Origin of the sequence: Arthrobacter sp. TS-15, assembly GCF_006964045.1 — a bacterium.
In the GTDB taxonomy this organism is placed as follows: Bacteria; Actinomycetota; Actinomycetes; order Actinomycetales; family Micrococcaceae; genus Arthrobacter.
The window spans coordinates 1-16426 of sequence record NZ_SDXQ01000047.1; the positions used below are offsets into that span (position 1 = coordinate 1).

A 16426-nucleotide genomic window follows, 5' to 3' on the forward strand; every position below is an offset into this window, starting at 1 on the left:
ATCCGACGCGGACGGGCGGGCCCCGCCCGTCCGCGTCGGATCCGTGGCGGCCCGTGGCCCACCTGACGGCTGAAAAGAACTGGCTCAACGACCCCAACGGCCTCGTTTATCACGACGGTACCTATCACGCGTTTTACCAGTACAACCCCCGCGGAAACTCGTGGGGCAATATGTCCTGGGGCCACTCCACCAGCACTGATCTGGTCCATTGGGAGCAGCAACCCGTAGCCATGGAGGCAAGCCCGGAGGAAGAGATCTTCTCCGGCTGCATCGTGATGGACAAGAACAACGCCTCGGGACTCGGGTCGGCGGAGAATCCACCCATGGTGGCCCTCTACACCAGCGCCTACGGCAAGAACGGCGTGCTGCCCCAAGGCGCGCAGGCCCAGTCGGTGGCGTTCAGCGTGGACAACGGCATGACCTGGCAGAAGTACCAGGGAAACCCGGTCCTGAACCTGACACCCACCAACAACAACTTCCGTGACCCCAAAATCACTTGGTACGAGCCAGGCCGCTACTGGGTAATGACCACCGTGGTGGCCGACGCCCAGGTAGTGAAATTGTTCAAGTCCACCAACCTCCTCCGCTGGGAGTACCTGAGCGATTTCTCCGGCGTCGGCGCACAGGGAGGGCTCTGGGAAGTACCCGAACTCCTGCACATGGATGTGGAGGACTCCACTGCCAAGAAGTGGGTCATGCTGCTGAGCATCAACCCCGGCGGCATTGCAGGCGGCTCGGGCATGCAGTACTTCGTGGGCGAATTCGATGGGACACGCTTTACCGCCGAGGATGCGGCCGCTCCCGACGCGCCGCTCGACGAATCCCAGTGGCTGGACCACGGCGCCGACTACTATGCCGCAAACTCCATTTCCGGGGCACCCGGGGACAAACCCGTACTCCTGGGGTGGATGGGCAACTGGGACTATGCCCAGGACGTGCCCACCACACCGTGGCGCGGTTCCATGGCGATTCCCCGTGAACTCACCCTGGTTCGGGGCGGGAAGAGGTTTGAGTTGCGATCCTCCATAGCCGGAGTGGCCCGGGGAACGATGGAACGCGCCGGTGAAGTGAAGAGCAAAAACCTCACCGTCGGCTCCGCAGTCAAGGACCTCGGCCAGGACTTCCACCGGCGCACCCAGTTGATCGAGCTGGACATGGACCTGACGTCGGCGCGCGAGGCAGGCGTTCTCCTCCGGCACTCACCAGGCTCCGAGTCCGGGCTGCGCGTCTCCTATAACAAGGAGAGTGGGACTGTGAGGGTGGACCGTTCACAGGCCGGGACCACTAACTTCTCCCCTAAGTTCAGCCCGTTTCATGAAGTGGCGCTGCCCTCCCCCGGCAACAAGGTCCATCTCACCATCCTCCTGGACTTATCCTCCGTGGAAGTCTTCGCCGAGGGTGGCGACGTGGCTCTTTCTGACACGTTCTTCCCGGACTGGGATAGTGCGGCCACCTCGGTGTTCAGCACGGGCGGCGACACGGACTTCACCATTACTTCCCGATCTCTTTGAACTCCGCTGAGGGGCGGGATCTCACCCTTTACGACCACTCATTGGGGCGGGATCCTGTACCTCGTTGCCCGCTAAGGTCTCATTGAGGATAGTTTTGACCCTATGACATCCAGCGATGCCGCATTCGAACAGCTGATCACCGACGCCCGCCAATGGGCTTCCCAAGACCCGGACCCGGCGACGGCGGCTGCTCTCGTCGAGCTGGCCGAGCTCGCCGAGAGCGGTGATGCGGGAGCAGCGCAGGAACTGGGCGACAGCTTCAACGGCACCCTGCAGTTCGGCACTGCCGGCCTACGGGCAGCGCTCGGTCCCGGCCCCAACCGGATGAACCGCGTCGTCGTCCGCCGGGCAGCGGCAGGCCTCGCCGCTTTCCTCACCGAGACCATAGCCGCAGCGGCGCCAGGCACCCGGCCTCGCGCCGTCGTCGGCTTCGATGCCCGCTACAACTCGGACATCTTCGCCCAGGAAACCGCAGCAATCTTTACAGCAGCAGGCATCGAGACCTTCCTCATGCCGGCAGCACTTCCGACGCCGTTGCTCGCCTACGCGGTCCGGTCACTGAAGTGCGACGGCGGCGTGATGGTCACCGCCAGTCACAACCCGCCGCAAGACAACGGTTACAAGGTCTACCTCGGACGGCACGCCGTGACCGAAAGCGGACGCGGTTCGCAGATCGTGGCGCCATACGACACGGAGATCGCAGCCAAGATCGAGGCTGTAGGTGCATTGGATTCGATCACGCTGGCAGAAGACGGCTGGACCGTGCTGCCCATGTCCATCGCCGCCGAGTATGAAGACGCCGTGGCCGCTTTGGTGGATCGGGACCATTTCCCGGCCCGGGACCTCAAAATCATCCTCACACCCATGCACGGTGTCGGCGGTGAAACGGCTGTCTCCGTCCTCCACGCCGCAGGGTTCACCGACGTCACGCTGGTGGCCGAGCAAGCCGAGCCGGACCCGGATTTCCCCACCGTCGCGTTCCCCAATCCGGAGGAGCCCGGCGCCCTGGACCTGGCCCTCGCCGCGGCTGCAGAATCAGGTGCAGATATTGTTTTGGCCAACGACCCCGACGCCGATCGGGCCGCTGTTGCTGCGCTGGATCCCTCCACGGGAGCCTGGCGGATGCTCCGCGGCGACGAAGTGGGAGCGCTGCTGGGCGCGCACGTGGTGGCGCGCATGGCTGCCGCTGCCGGCGATGAGCCGCAGACGGGCGTGTTCGCTAACTCGATCGTGTCCTCCCGGCTACTCTCGCGCATCGCGGCCGCAGCAGGGTACGCCCACGAGGAGACGCTCACGGGCTTCAAGTGGATTTCAAGGGTTCCCGGACTCAGCTACGGGTACGAGGAAGCCCTGGGATACTGCGTGGCGCCGGATTTGGTGCGCGACAAGGACGGCATCTCGGCGGCAGTGTTGATTGCGGAACTGGCAGCGGCAGCAAAGGCCGAGGGCAAAACGATCTTCGACACGCTGGACGACCTCTACCTGGTTCACGGGCTCCATGCGAGCGACCAGCTCAGCATCCGGGTGGCGGATCTGGGGCTTTTGGACGCCATGATGAATCGCCTGCGGGTTAACCCGCCGGAAGCGTTCGGGGGGTCCGCGGTCGAGGTTTTCACCGATCTTGCCGAAGGAAGCGAAGCCCTGCCTCCCACGGACGGGCTGCTGTACCTCACAAGGGACCAGAGCCGCGTCATTATTCGTCCCAGCGGCACGGAGCCCAAGCTCAAGTGTTACCTGGAAGTCATCCAGGCTGTGGAGTCCGCGGCGGAACTTGCCGCCGCGCGCCAAGCAGCGCGAACGTCCCTGGATGATGTTCTCAGGGACGTCAGCGAAGCATTGGGTTTGTAAAACTCCTAGAGTTCAACCTCAATAAAACCATCCACCAAACGGGTGGCGAACGCGTCGAGCTTGAGTTCGGGGTTGGTGAAGCATTCGCCGGTTTCGAGGTCGTAGACCTCTTTGTGCAGCGGCGATGCGATGGTGGGCCGGGTTCCGCGGGATCCGATGATTCCGCGGGCCATAACGTTGGCGAGCGTCGCCGGATCCTGCTGCGCTACGGCGAAGACTTCGGTGGGTGCTGTGCGGAACAACGCAACCTGACGTCCGGCGATCAGCGCGGCTTCGCCCCAAGCCAGTTCGAGTTCGTCCACCGCGCAAACACGGTGCCAGGCGGCGGTGGTGGTCAGGTCCTCGGCACGGTCCAGAATTACGGTCATTTCAGCCCCTCTCACAGTGTCCGGGTGCTGGTATTTTCACCGTCATTCCCCCGGACCGGGCCACACTTGCGGCCACTCCTCCAAGCTAAGACCACGGTGTTTCATCGGTTGTCCGTGTATGTGTCCAATGCGTAAAAGAGACCTCACACCTGATGAAATGCGTTCGTGATGCAGAAGTTAAGATCACGAAACATAAGGGAAACTGAAGCGAAACTGCCCGTCCCTAGGCTGGAAGCACAAGTTGCGACAGATCCGTATGCAACATCTGCGAAAGGCCCACCAGTGACCGGACACACTTCAAGTACAGAGAACCCGCGCCGCGTCGTCGTCGTCGGCGGCGGCCCCGCTGCCCACCGTTTCGCCGATGCCATGTTCAATCGCGGTCTTGAAGGTTGGCAGGTTACGGTGCTGACCGAAGAGGCGCACCTCCCCTACGACCGTGTGGCGCTGAGCAAGGCACTGACGGAAACCGATGTAGACCTCACCCTGGGCAACGCGTCCATGTGGGACCATGAGGCCCTGACCCTGGTCACCGGCGAGCGCGCCGTGAAGATCGATTCGGTCGCCAAGAGTGTCCTCACCGCCGCCGGCAACAAGTATGAGTACGACCACCTGGTGGTGGCTACAGGTTCTGACGCAGCCCGACTCCCTATCCCGGGCGCAGAGCACACGCACGTTTACCGGACACTTGAGGACGTGTGGGCCATCAATAAGGCCATCGCCGAACTGAGCGGGAAGCTGGGCCGTAAGGTCAACGCCGTGACCATCGGCGGCGGTCTCCTGGGCCTGGAATCTGCGGCTGGCACGGAGCAGCTCGGCGCCACTCCCATTGTCATCAACGGCTCGCCCTGGCTCATGAACACCCAGCTGGATGAAGGTGCGGGGCAGGCACTGGGCCGGTTGATCGAAGCGAAGGGCTTTGAAGTCCACGGCGGCGTCTTCCCCTCCGAGGTATTGACGGACGACGACGGCAATGTCACCGGAGTCTTGATGGCTGACGGCCGCACCATTGAGGCGGACTTGGTAATCGTGGCTATCGGCGTCAAGCCTCGCGACGATCTCTTCCGCGCAGCAGAAGGCGAAGAGCAGCTGTTCAGCCTGGGCCAGCGCGGCGGCGTTGTCATCAATGATTTCTGTGCCACCGAAGTGGCCGGCATTTGGGCCATCGGTGAAGTAGCCAACTTTGAGGGCATGTGCCTGGGACTTGTTGCTCCTGCCAACACCATGGCTGAGATCGTGGCCGACCGCCTGCACGGTGGCGAAGCAACGTTCCCCGGCTTTGATACCGCCACCAAGCTCAAATTGTCCGGTGTGGACGTGGCCAGCTTCGGGGACGCGTTTGCCCGGACCGAGCACTCCCTGGAAATCGTGTACGCGGACCCCGCTCGTGGCGTTTACCAGAAGATTGTCACCACCGATGATGCAAAGACGCTCCTGGGCGGCATCTTCGTGGGCGACGCTTCCCCGTACATGAGTCTTCGCCCGCTTCTGGGCCGCGAACTGTCCGCCGAGCCGGGCGCCTACCTGAGCGCTGCCGGTGGTGGCGAGGCTCCGGAGACCGAGCTTCCGGACGATGCCATCCTCTGCTCCTGCAACAACGTGGCCGCCGGAACCATTCGCGACACCATCAATGGCTGCGGTGCCTGTGAGGGCAACTCCCCCGTGCAGGAACTCGGCGAGTTGAAGGGCTGCACCCGGGCCGGCACGCAGTGTGGCTCGTGCGTTCCCATGCTCAAGAAGCTCCTTGAAGGCGAACTGAAGAAGTCCGGCATCGAGGTCTCCAAGGCCCTCTGTGAGCACATCAGCCTCTCCCGCCAGGAACTCTTCGACGCCATCCGCGTCCTGGAGCTCACGTCCTTCGAAGACATCATGGCCAAGTATGGCACGGGCGCCGGTTGCGATATCTGCAAGCCCACCATCGCCTCCATCCTGGCCAGCCAGCACTCCGCGTACGTCCTGGACGCCGGCCGCGGTGCGCTGCAGGACACCAATGACCGCGCCCTGGCGAACATGCAGAAGGACGGCACCTATTCGGTGGTCCCCCGCATCGCCGGTGGCGAGATCACGCCGAAGGGCCTGGGCGTCATCGCCGCCGTCGCTGAGAAGTACAACCTCTACACCAAGATCACCGGCGGCCAGCGTATCGACATGTTCGGTGCCCGCCTTGAGCAGCTTCCGGACATTTGGAAGGAACTGGTGGATGCCGGTTTCGAATCCGGTCAGGCCTACGGCAAGAGTCTTCGCACGGTTAAGTCCTGTGTTGGTTCCACCTGGTGCCGGTTTGGTGTGCAGGATTCGGTGGCCATGGCCATCGCGCTGGAGCTGCGTTACCGTGGCCTCCGCAGCCCGCACAAGCTGAAGATGGGCGTCTCCGGTTGCGCCCGTGAATGTGCAGAAGCCCGTGGCAAGGATGTTGGTGTCATTGCCACGGCCGATGGTTGGAACCTGTATGTAGGCGGTAACGGTGGCGCCACCCCGGCCCACGCCCAGCTGTTGGCCAAGGACCTGGACGACGAAACCCTGCTGAAGTACATCGACCGCTACCTCATGTACTACATTCGCACCGCAGACCGACTCCAGCGCACCGCACGCTGGCAGGAAGAACTGGACGGCGGCATCAAGCACGTCGAAGAAGTAGTGGTCAACGACTCCCTGGGCATCGCTGAAGAGCTTGAGGCGGCGATGGCCAAGCACATCGACACCTATGAGGACGAGTGGGCCGAGACCCTGAAGGACCCGGAGCGCCTCCGCCGTTTCCGTTCTTTCGTCAACGCCCCCAACCAGAAAGACGAGTCCATTTCCTTCGTACCGGAGCGCGGCCAGATCCGTCCGGCCACCAACGAGGAAAAGGGCGGCGTGCTCATCGCTTCCACCATCCCGGTCCGCAGCGAAACCGTCGGCGTAGAAAACTAGGGGTTCACCATGCAGCTCACCATTGATCTCACCGGCCGCGACGTCCTGGTCACGGGAAATGAACAATCGGCCCGTCAAGCAGTCCGCCGCTACCAAAAGGCCGGCGCCAACGTGTACCGGCTCAGCTCCCCCGAAGGCATGTCAGGTGACGGCCAGCTGCCCGAGCGCCCTTTCTTGGTGGCCGTAGTGGACGACGGCGGGGCCGGCTGGCTGCCGTTGGTGGAACGCTGCCGCGACGCCGGGGTTCCCGTTGCGTTTGAGCCTGCTCCCGGAGCCGAAGGCCATGTGACCCTGGTGGGTGGGGGCCCTGGGGCCTTGGACCTGCTCACCGTGGGTGCCGTGGACGCACTGCGCGATGCCGACGTCGTCTTTTATGACCGGCTCGCTCCCTACCAGGAGCTGGCCGATCTGACCTCTGCAGAACTCGTGGACGTGGGAAAGCAGCCCGGGCTCCATAAAGTAACTCAGCGGGACATTGAAAAGCTCATGGTGGACGCTGCACTGCTGGGCAAGAACGTTGTCCGGCTCAAGGGCGGGGACCCGTACGTTTTTGGCCGTGGTGGCGAGGAAGTGGCGGCCTGTGTTGCAGCCGGTGTTCCCGTCCGGGTCATCTCCGGCGTCACCAGCGCGATCTCCGTGCCCGCCGCAGCCGGCATTCCAGTGACACACCGCGAAGTGAGCCACATGTTCACCGTGGTCTCCGGCCATGCCCCCTTGACCGAGAAGGAACACACCCATCTTGCCGGCCTCGGCGGGACGATCGTGGTCCTCATGGGCATCGGTACCCTGCCGCAGCTGGCCGCTGGTCTTCGCCGGGCAGGGATGAGGCCGGACATGCCCATGGCGGTGGTGGAACGTGGCTACCGCCCGGGGCAGCGCACCACCATCGCGGACCTCGGTACCATCGAAACGGCGGCCACCGGCTGCAGCAACCCGGCCGTACTGGTCATCGGCGAGGTGGTCCGCGTTGCTGAAGCCAACCGGAACCATGCCGAAGCATCCGCTGAACTGAGCCGACTCGCGGCTTCGCTCCTTGAAGCCTGAAGGTAAGAACCCATGACTGTTGCACATGCCATCGAAGTCCAGGACGCTACGGCCGCGCCGGAAGCTTCCGAAGCCGTAGAAGCGCCGCTGGACGGTTTCCGCATTGGCGTCACCTCGCACCGCCGCTCCCGGGACCTCATTGAGGCCCTGGAGCGTCGCGGCGCGAGCGTGCTGCACGCCCCGGCTTTGAAGATCGCCCCGGTGCAGGAGGATATGGTCCTCATTGAGGACACCCGCACCATCATCGCGGCTAAACCGGACATCTGCATCGCCACCACGGCATACGGGATGCGCCGCTGGTGTGAAGCCGCAGATTCTTTCGGCATCGGCGAGCAACTCCTGGAAACGCTGTCCGCGTGCCGCATGTTCGTCCGTGGCCCCAAAGCCCGCGGCGCCGTGCGGGCGGCCGGTCTTGCCGACGTCGGAATCAGCAGTGACGAAACCACCGCGACTCTGGTGGACATGCTGCTGGCCGAAGGCGTTCGCAACAAGACCGTCGCTGTGCAGCTGCACGGGTACACCGACGTCCGCCAGTTGGAACGGCTCCGCATGTCCGGCGCCACGGTCCTGACCGTGACCCCGTACCGCTGGGTTAAGCCCGACGGCGAAGACAAGCTGCCGCGGCTGATCGAAGCCGTGGTGGGTGGCAACCTCGACGTCCTGACGTTCACCAGCGCCCCCGCCGTGGATGCGATGTGGAGCACCGCCCACGAAATGGGCCTCTACCGCCAGCTCATCGAAGCCCTGAAGGGTCCGGTAACTGTTGCGGCCGTTGGGCCGGTCACCGCACAACCGCTGGTCGACGCCGGGCTGACGCCACTGATTCCCGACCGGTACCGCATGGGTGCGCTGATCAGGCTGGTGACCGAACATCTCTCGTTGAACCACGTACGGCGTTTGGAAACAAAGAGCGCCACCATCGAATTGCGCGGACGCTGCTTGCGGATTAACGGCGAGGTGGTGGACCTTGCACCGGCTCCCCTGCTGCTGTTACGAGCGCTGCTGGGTGCGGGTGGAGCTGTACTGTCCCGGGAGGCTCTCTCTGATTTGTTGGACCTGCGCGGCTCTGTGCACGCCCTGGACATGACGGTGAGCCGGCTGCGGTCCTCCCTTCCGGACGGCAAGCTCGTGGAAACCGTGGTGAAGCGCGGTTACCGGTTGCGGGCTTAGGTCTCCTGCCACGGTTTTCCCTACCACGCTAGGCCGCCTTCACCAGGGGAAGTTCGTCCCAGTTGGTGGTGTAGCGGGGGCTGAGCATGTCCCGTTTCATGGACCAGTCCGGGCCGCCCTTGATGCCCGCATGGCCCAAACCGATGGAGCCCCGGCCATACCGCTTGCTGACTTGCTCCAGCAAGGGGCCTATGCCCCGCTCTTCATGCGGGTTCTCGAAGATTTCCAATGGTTTCTGATTGCCGCTGGGGCGAAGGTCAGTGACCATGATCCCGGCTTTGGCGTACCTAACGCCTTCTTGGATCCTGGGAACCAGAGCGTGTGCGGCCTTGGTCAGCAGAACGGGGTCCGAGGTTGGCATAGGTAGTTTGACGTTGACAGTGGGGAACGATTTGTCGTTGGGGTTGTAGACCGATGTTGCAGCAAAGGCAGTCAGCAACTTGGCCTGAAGATCGTGCTTGGCCAGCCTGGCACTGGCCATCTGACCGTAGACGCTGAGCACCTGACGTAACTCCGCGGCCGTGGTGATCGGCGTGGAGAAAGACCGGGAGAAAATCAGTTGGTCCCGCCCGATTCGTTCTTCCTCCATGGGGATGCAGGGCGTGCCTTGCAGTTCCAAGACAGTGCGCATCATGACGATGGAGAATTTATCCCTCAACGCCACAGGGTCGGCCCGGACCAGGTCCAAGATAGAGAAGATCCCCATCGCATTCAGGCGTTTCGTGAGCCTGCTGGCCACACCCCAGATCTCGATCACGGAGAGCCGCGCCATGAGTGTTTCGCGTTGGGCCTCGGGGATGGAGTCCCAACGGCACACACCGTTGAAGGCCGGATTATGCTTGGCCCATTTGTTGGCGAGCTTGGCCAGTGTCTTGGTGCGCGCGATACCTACGCAAACTGGAACCCCCACGTGCCGTTGGCACGCAACCTTGATGGTGCGCCCCAATTCCCACAGGTCTTCAGGTTGCCCCTTCACTCCCAGGAACGCCTCATCAATGGAGTACACCTCCTGCCATGCTGAGTACCGGGCCAGGAGCTCCATGACGCGCGAGCTGATGTCTCCGTACAGTTCGTAGTTGCTTGAGAGTGCTATGAGCCCCCATTCCTTGGCACGCGGCGCAAGCTTGAACCACGGCTCCCCCAGCCCGATCCCCAGTTTCTTGGCCTCCGGCGATCTGGTCACGGCGCAGCCGTCGTTGTTGGACAGGACAATCAACGGTTTGCCCTCCAACGCTGGGTTGAAGGCACGCTCCGCCGAGGCGTAGAAGCAGTTGATATCCACATGGGCAATCTCCTGCATGCGGTGCATGAGCGCTGGCTTGGACATTCCACTCCCTGGCTTGGTGATAGCATGCGCGCCCCCGTTTCAGTGCAGGACACGCCGTTGATTCGAACATATATTCGAATGCTTCTACTGTACCCTCGGGCCCCGACAAGAAAACATCCCGCCCACCGGACTGTGGAAAAGTCCGATCAGGCAGGATGCCAGAGGTACGGAAATCCAAGTAGCTCTTGCGCGAACTCAAGGAAGGGCATGTAACGGTGACCCCTGATGGCCTGGATTCGCTCGGCTGGGACGCGGCCACCCGGCGGCTCCGGTCCTTCCCCGTGGCCCACGGGACACTGCCTGAACGCAACCAAGATGTCCTCAGTTTCGACTCCTCTCGCCACAACTCCCACCGGCAGTCCTTACCCGTCTCACCGGGCTTCACAGACTGACAGGCTCCCGCTGGTACGTCACGGTGTCGGGCGGGCCGCCAGAAACAGGCCCACAAACGTCCAGCACCCTGAGACTCGGGGGACCCTGTTCCCCGGCAACGCACGGGTCCAGAGCGGCCCTACCGCAGCACGCGGGATGACGGAGACAATGGTCCTATGAGATTGGAATTGCTGCACATTGATGGGTGCCCCAACACAGTCAAAGCCTACGAGCGTCTCAAAGAGGCCCTGAGCTGCGTGGGCCGCGGCGACGTTGAAGTTCACCTTCGGGTACTGAAGTCAGCGACAGATACCGAGAACACCGGATTCGCCGGCTCGCCGACGATCACCCTGAACGGAACCGACATCTTCCCAGCGGGCGCGCCCGCAAGCGAGCTGGCCTGCCGTATCTACATGACTCCGGATGGCTTTGCCGGCCTACCGACTGTCGATCAGCTAGCAGAAGCGCTGACGAACAGTGGAATCTGACACCGCGACCTGCTCGTGCTGCGGCAGAACGATGCAACGCAGCAAACTCCACGCTCTCGGCTCCGAACCCACCCTACATATGCCGTCGCTGCGGTCTATGGGTCGCGCTACGGCTCCGACGGGACATCCCCAACCAACGCTGATGTCACAGCCCCTCAGCCCTTAGCTTCGCCGCCGGCTGGTGTTTCCGACCCCGACTCCGACCGCACGGCTTCGTCGAGGAGCTGCCGGAATTGGGCTTCGGTGTTCAGGGTGAGTTTCTTTCCGTTCAGGAAGAACGTAGGGGTGCCGGTCACGCCGAGGGCTTTGCCGTCGGCGACGTCGTGGCTGATCCGGTCTTTGGTTGCTTGGTCGGCGATCGCGGCATCGTACTGCGCCAGGTCCAAACCGAGTTCCTGCGCGGACGTCCTGAACAGAGCCGCTTGGGAGTCGCGCTTTTCGCCCCAATCGGGTTGGGTTGCGAAGAGTTTGGAGGCCATCTCCTGGTACTTTCCCTGCTGCGCGGCGGCTTCCACAGCCAGCGCGGCGGTCCAGGAGTTCCGGTGGCCGGGCAACGGGAAGTAGCGGTGGACGAACGTGATCCGGTCCCCGTATTCCTTCTTCAGTTCCTCCACCAAGGGTTCAGCGGCGCGGCAGGATTCACACTCGAAGTCCAGGAACTCGACCAGCTGGGCTTTCTCGATGGCCGGGCTCGTGACCCGGTGACTGTTCTCCCTGACGAGCTGGGCGTCAGTGGCCGCGAGTGGGGCGGCCGGAGCCGGCTTGTTGGCGGTAAGCACTGCGTACCAGATCACGCCGGCACCCACTATCGCGCCGAGAAGGATCCAAATCGCGATGCGGACCCTTCGGCCGGAAATGACTGCGCTCATCGATCAGCCGGCTTTGATCCAAGCTTCACACTGACAGGCTCCGCCACGGCATCCGATCTGCAGCCTGCGCAGCAAGTATCCGCTGGCTCTGCGGCGGCTGGGCGCGCGAGTTCGACGACTACCGGAGCGGACACTGGTGACGCCTCAGAAGTGGGCGCGCAGCAGTCGTCATCATCTTCGTCAGCGTGGCCGTGATCGGCGTGCGGGACAGTGCAGCAAGCCTCGCCTTTCCAGGAGTTGATACCTTCGCGGACGGCGATACCGGCAATGACCAGCGCCGCGCCGGCATCGGCCCACCACCAGCCCAGGGTGCTGTTCAGGACCAGACCGATCAGCAGAACTGCGGAGAGGTAGGTGCAGAGCAGGGTTTGCTTGGAATCGGCGACGGCGGTCCTGGAACCGAGCTCCCGCCCGGCACGTCGCTGTGCCCACGACAGCACGGGCATGATCGCCAAACTCAACGCAGCGATAACGATGCCCGGGGTTGAGTGCTGGGCCTCACCCGCCCCGGTCAGTGAGCGGACAGCGTCCACGGCCACGAACGCGGCCAGGGCGAAGAAGGAGATGGCAATGATCCGCAACGTCAGGTGCTCACGCCGCTCCGGGTCCTTGGCGGAGAACTGCCAGGACAACGCAAGAGCCGAAGTAACCTCGATAACCGAGTCCAGTCCGAAGCCGATCAGCGCCGAAGAGTCCGCGATCCCTCCGGCCCAGAGCGCCACGACCGCCTCGATGACGTTATAAGTGATGGTTGCGGCCGCGAACAGGCGGATGCGACGCATCAGGACAAGCCGGCGCTCCGAGGCAGGAGCTTCGAGGACCGCGCTCATACCAGGCACGTCCCGTCCGGGGCGCACCAGGCCGGGTCCACGGCGAGGACGACACCAATCAGGTCTTTGATGGCGTGACCAAGCCTGGCATCTGCCAGTTCATACCGGCTCCGCCGCCCATCAGGAACGGCCACAACGAGCCCACAGCCCCGCAGGCACGACAGATGGTTGGACATGCTCTGCCTCGAGACCCCCAACGAATCTGCCAGATCCGAGGGATAGGACGGGGCATCAGAGAGCGCCAGAAGGATCCGGGCGCGGGTTGGGTCCGACACCGCATAGCCGAACCGGGCCAGAACTGGTGCGTGAGTGAGCGTCTCCATACGAAAAAAGTACATCGATGACTGTATTCACGCAATTCTGTACTCAAGCTCTTCGACCCCGCCCGGACTGCCAGTCTTCACGCTTACGACGCCCAATCAGACGAACACCCATGGCTGAAGAAGCGGGTCCATTTGATGGAAAGCTACTTGGAGGTCCGCCAGCAGGGAGAATGTTCCGGCGATTCCAACGACGGTCACCATCGTGCGAAAGAAGAGGCCCGGGAGGGCTTTGGCGACCCAGAGGGTGCGAAGCCCCACCGGCTGGATTCAGTCAGATGTGATGCAGGCACGTTGTGGCGACGCCCCAAATGGTCAGCTCCGACATCGCGGGCACTCGAATGTCCGGATACTTGGGATTGTCCGCCTGCAGCACCACTCCCGACGGCGTGACGCGCAGCCTTTTGATGGTCAACTCACCATCAAGGACAGCAACGACGACGGACCCATCTTTGGGCTCCAGTGCCCGGTTAACGATCAACTCATCCCCGTCACTGATCCCGGCACCCTCCATGGACTGACCCGTCACCCTCACCACGAACGTGCTGGTGGCATCCTTGATCAGGTGCTCATTGAGGTCGATCCGGCCATCAAAATAGTCCTGCGCAGGCGAGGGATATCCCGCCGCCACAGGAATAGGTGCCAACAGTACTGACATCAGGGAAAAGCCCGCATCTATCACGCGGGGGCCGACTATCACGCCCACAACACACCTTTATTCGAATATATGTTCGATAATTCAGTGTACAGCGGACCCCCGACATTGTTGCCACCAGCGTTGAGAAGCTGGTCCTCAGGTTCATGGTGTCCTCGGTAGTGCTGTGGTTCCGAGTTCCGCCAGACACGCAAGGTCACGCGCCAGCGGTAAGGCAAGTGTCAGCGGCGCCGACCTTAGCGTCCTCGACGCCCTGTACTCAGGCAAACCACGGCCGCGGGGGCCTCTAATGCGCGGAGCGGCTGTCGCGTGGGATCAGCCACTCTTGACGGTGACGTCATAGGAGAAAGGCTTCGGTATGACGCCCGGCCAGGAACCGTCTTTCTTGAACAGGGAGAGGTTCCGCGCCCCCTCCGGGTCATCAGCACTGAGCGGGATAATCACGGTGTTGTGCTCCGAGGGCGTGGAAGTTTGCGGGCTGAGCCAGGCAGAGCCCACGGCTGCGGCTGTGAGGTCGAAGAATGGCTCGCGGTCGGCGGTGCTCGCAGAGATCTGGATCTGTGTATTGGGCATATAGCCCTCGCCCACAGCCCACACGTTGCGGACGATGTAGTCGATGAGCAAGTCGCCGTAGGTGACGGTGTACCCGGGCTCAATGTCGAACGCCACCGCGTAACCGGTGTTGCCCTTCACATTAGGTGGGCCTCCGCCTGCAAAGTCGGTAACGGAAATCCCGGGAATAGCGTCGATGGCCTCGCGGGCTTCAGCAATGGTCTGCCCGGTGTCCGCGTCGTGCGGAATGGATCGGGGGTCCTGTTCGGGCAGTGGCGCCGGCGCGTTGCATGCCGTCAGGAAAGAAACGATCACGGCCACCATGGCAGCCCTGGCCACAGCTCGGAGGGAACGGGTCATGACCCTATTATGTTGGGTCGATACCGTACGTGCGTGACCAACCCGGTCCCGCGCACCCCGGTCTGCTCAAGCGTCAGGTTCCCTACGTCGTCGAGCAATCGCTCCCCGCCACCAAGAATCATGGGTGAAATGTGCAGCCGCAACTCGTCCATGAGCCCGGCTGAAAGGTACTGGCGGGCTGTCTGCGCTCCCCCGGCAATCGCTACATCTTTGTCCGCAGCCGCTTCCCGGGCCTGCGCCAACGCCGATTCAATGCCGTCGGTCACAAAGTAAAAAGTTGTGCCGCCCTCCATCTCCAACGGCTCGCGACGATGGTGGGTCAGAACGAATACGGGGGCGTGATACGGCGGCTCCTCGCCCCACCAACCCCGCCATTCCTTATCCCACGCCGCCGGTCCGGGTCCTGCGAACATGTTGCGTCCCATGATGAAGGCACCTGCCGCCAGGATCGCCTCAATCTCGGGTGCGTTCGCCTCCGGCTCCTCGAACATCCATCTGTGCAGGAACTCTGCGCCGTCGCCCAACGGTTCCTCCAGCCGCTGGTTGGGACCGGCAACATATCCGTCCAGGGAAACAGTCAGATCGCACGTGACGTGGCTCATGCGTCCATCATTACATCTGCACTATCACCGCTCCAGACGGGCCTTGAAGCCGGCCCGGCGGAACCCACATGTGACGCACGTTATTACCGGCCGGTAAACACCACGCTACGGATAGGCCCTAGATGGCAACAGCGGCGAAACACCCGCGAAAAACCGGACCCCTACGCTGATGAACAACAGCAGGTCACATGAGCGAAAGGGCCAAACATGTCCGCCATCCCGTCCGCACCTTCCCTCCACATCGTCATTGCAGGCGCAGGCCCAGCGGCCCAGGCCTTGGTGCGGCGACTCGCCGGCGGGTCCGACTCCCGGCAGCGCGCCTTCCGGGGAACCATCACAGTACTCAGCAACCGCGACGAGTGCCCTGAGGCCCTGTTGGAACTCGCCGAACTCCCCCAGGTCTCGGTCCGCTTCGGCCAGGCGGCCAGCTTCATTGACGCCGACGCAAGGATCGTCACCACCGTGGACGGCATGGAGTTCTCCTACGACCAGTTGGTCATCGCCACCGGCTCGGCCCCGGCCCTTCCGCCGGTGGCAGGCGCCGAATCTGGCCTGAGCTACTCCACCATCGATGACGCCGCTTCCATCGGCGAAGCGGTCAAAGACGTCACCCGGTTGGTGGGCCGCCGCCCGCTGGGAATCCTGGTGGGTAACGGTCCTGCAGCGGGCCAGGCTGAGGCCGTGCTACGGGCCCGCGGCGTCCGCCCCGTCCGCACAACCCTCCGCCCCACCGCCGTCGTGCCTTTCCCGGGCACTGACGCCGGAACCGGACCCGACGCCCGTCCTCAAGGTTCCGCACTGCCGGCAACCGGCATCCTCTTCGAAGATGGCAGCAGCATGAAGGGCGACTTGGTGGTCCTGGCCGAGGAACGCACTGCCCGCAACGATCTCGCCGAAAGCGCCGGACTCACAATAGCTTCCGACGGCGGCATTTCAGTGGGGCGCGACCTCACCACCTCCGTGCCGGGAATCTGGGCGATCGGCGATGCCGCGTCCTGCGACGGGCTCCGCTTGGGCCTGCTTCTCTCCGCCGATTCCTCTGCAATGCTGTGCGCCTCCGGGCTGCTCCTCAGCGCGGGAAAAGAGGATCAGCAGACGCTGATTGCCGCCTGACCCTGTGCCGGCGGCGGCCCGGGCGGCACTTGGGGCATGTGGCAAGATGGTCCTTTGACGGGCAGTGACAACCCTGCGGCCACC

Annotated in this window: 15 protein-coding genes; 7 read left to right on the plus strand and 8 right to left on the minus strand. The window is 63.3% G+C overall.

The features are described from left to right. The coding region (locus tag EU811_RS18655) for a glycoside hydrolase family 32 protein (protein ID WP_142939802.1) at nucleotides 1-1511 on the plus strand (1511 nt) is incomplete at its 5' end. 102 nt (nucleotides 1512-1613) lie between these two features. Beyond that, nucleotides 1614-3359, plus strand: a complete 1746-nt coding sequence (locus EU811_RS18660; RefSeq protein WP_142939803.1) for a phospho-sugar mutase — start codon at nucleotides 1614-1616, stop codon at nucleotides 3357-3359. Nucleotides 3360-3364: 5 nt separating this feature from the next. Here EU811_RS18660 and nirD read toward each other — a convergent pair whose 3' ends face one another. Then, nucleotides 3365-3727 carry a nitrite reductase small subunit NirD gene (gene nirD, locus EU811_RS18665; protein ID WP_142939804.1) on the minus strand — a complete coding sequence of 121 codons (363 nt, stop codon included), beginning with the start codon at nucleotides 3725-3727 and terminating at the stop codon, nucleotides 3365-3367. A gap of 282 nt (nucleotides 3728-4009) precedes the next feature. Between nirD and nirB the strand changes: the two genes are divergently transcribed. The 3 genes from nirB to EU811_RS18680 are packed head-to-tail and all read left to right on the plus strand — an operon-like array spanning nucleotide 4010 to nucleotide 8854. Further along, nucleotides 4010-6640 carry a nitrite reductase large subunit NirB gene (nirB, locus tag EU811_RS18670; RefSeq protein ID WP_142939805.1) on the plus strand — a complete coding sequence of 877 codons (2631 nt, stop codon included), beginning with the start codon at nucleotides 4010-4012 and terminating at the stop codon, nucleotides 6638-6640. Between the two features lie 9 nt (nucleotides 6641-6649). After that, nucleotides 6650-7684, plus strand: a complete 1035-nt coding sequence (cobA, locus tag EU811_RS18675; RefSeq protein ID WP_142939806.1) for a uroporphyrinogen-III C-methyltransferase — start codon at nucleotides 6650-6652, stop codon at nucleotides 7682-7684. Nucleotides 7685-7696: 12 nt separating this feature from the next. Further along, on the plus strand, nucleotides 7697-8854 hold the full coding sequence (locus tag EU811_RS18680) for a uroporphyrinogen-III synthase (RefSeq protein ID WP_142939807.1): 1158 nt from the start codon (nucleotides 7697-7699) through the stop codon (nucleotides 8852-8854). Nucleotides 8855-8882: 28 nt separating this feature from the next. On the opposite strand, the gene EU811_RS18685 is transcribed toward EU811_RS18680, so the two are convergent. After that, a complete protein-coding gene (locus EU811_RS18685) occupies nucleotides 8883-10181 on the minus strand; it encodes a Y-family DNA polymerase (protein WP_142939808.1) in 1299 nt (432 codons plus the stop codon). A 548-nt stretch (nucleotides 10182-10729) separates the two neighbouring features. On the opposite strand from EU811_RS18685, the gene EU811_RS18690 reads away from it, so the two are divergent. Then, complete coding sequence (locus EU811_RS18690) at nucleotides 10730-11041, plus strand: thioredoxin family protein (protein ID WP_142939809.1); 312 nt, start codon at nucleotides 10730-10732, stop codon at nucleotides 11039-11041. A 155-nt stretch (nucleotides 11042-11196) separates the two neighbouring features. Here the strand turns inward: EU811_RS18690 and EU811_RS18695 are convergent, their stop codons facing one another. The 6 genes from EU811_RS18695 to EU811_RS18720 form a co-directional block, all read right to left on the minus strand. Then, nucleotides 11197-11910: a DsbA family protein gene (locus tag EU811_RS18695; protein WP_142939810.1), complete on the minus strand. Its 714-nt coding sequence runs from the start codon at nucleotides 11908-11910 to the stop codon at nucleotides 11197-11199. Further along, a complete protein-coding gene (locus EU811_RS18700; RefSeq protein ID WP_142939811.1) occupies nucleotides 11907-12740 on the minus strand; it encodes a cation diffusion facilitator family transporter in 834 nt (277 codons plus the stop codon). The genes EU811_RS18695 and EU811_RS18700 overlap by 4 nt, the downstream gene beginning before the upstream one ends. Continuing rightward, nucleotides 12737-13063 carry an ArsR/SmtB family transcription factor gene (locus tag EU811_RS18705; RefSeq protein ID WP_142939812.1) on the minus strand — a complete coding sequence of 109 codons (327 nt, stop codon included), beginning with the start codon at nucleotides 13061-13063 and terminating at the stop codon, nucleotides 12737-12739. The genes EU811_RS18700 and EU811_RS18705 overlap by 4 nt, the downstream gene beginning before the upstream one ends. 271 nt (nucleotides 13064-13334) lie before the next feature. Beyond that, nucleotides 13335-13766, minus strand: a complete 432-nt coding sequence (locus EU811_RS18710) for a LexA family protein (RefSeq protein ID WP_142939813.1) — start codon at nucleotides 13764-13766, stop codon at nucleotides 13335-13337. Nucleotides 13767-14030: 264 nt separating this feature from the next. Then, a complete protein-coding gene (locus EU811_RS18715) occupies nucleotides 14031-14627 on the minus strand; it encodes a hypothetical protein (RefSeq protein ID WP_142939814.1) in 597 nt (198 codons plus the stop codon). Beyond that, nucleotides 14624-15229 carry a dihydrofolate reductase family protein gene (locus tag EU811_RS18720; protein WP_142939815.1) on the minus strand — a complete coding sequence of 202 codons (606 nt, stop codon included), beginning with the start codon at nucleotides 15227-15229 and terminating at the stop codon, nucleotides 14624-14626. Before EU811_RS18720 ends, EU811_RS18715 begins: the two co-directional genes overlap by 4 nt. Before the next feature lie 207 nt (nucleotides 15230-15436). Between EU811_RS18720 and EU811_RS18725 the strand changes: the two genes are divergently transcribed. Beyond that, nucleotides 15437-16342 (plus strand): FAD-dependent oxidoreductase, encoded by a 906-nt coding sequence (locus EU811_RS18725; protein WP_142939816.1) that lies wholly within the window; start codon nucleotides 15437-15439, stop codon nucleotides 16340-16342. Nucleotides 16343-16426 lie beyond the last annotated feature (84 nt).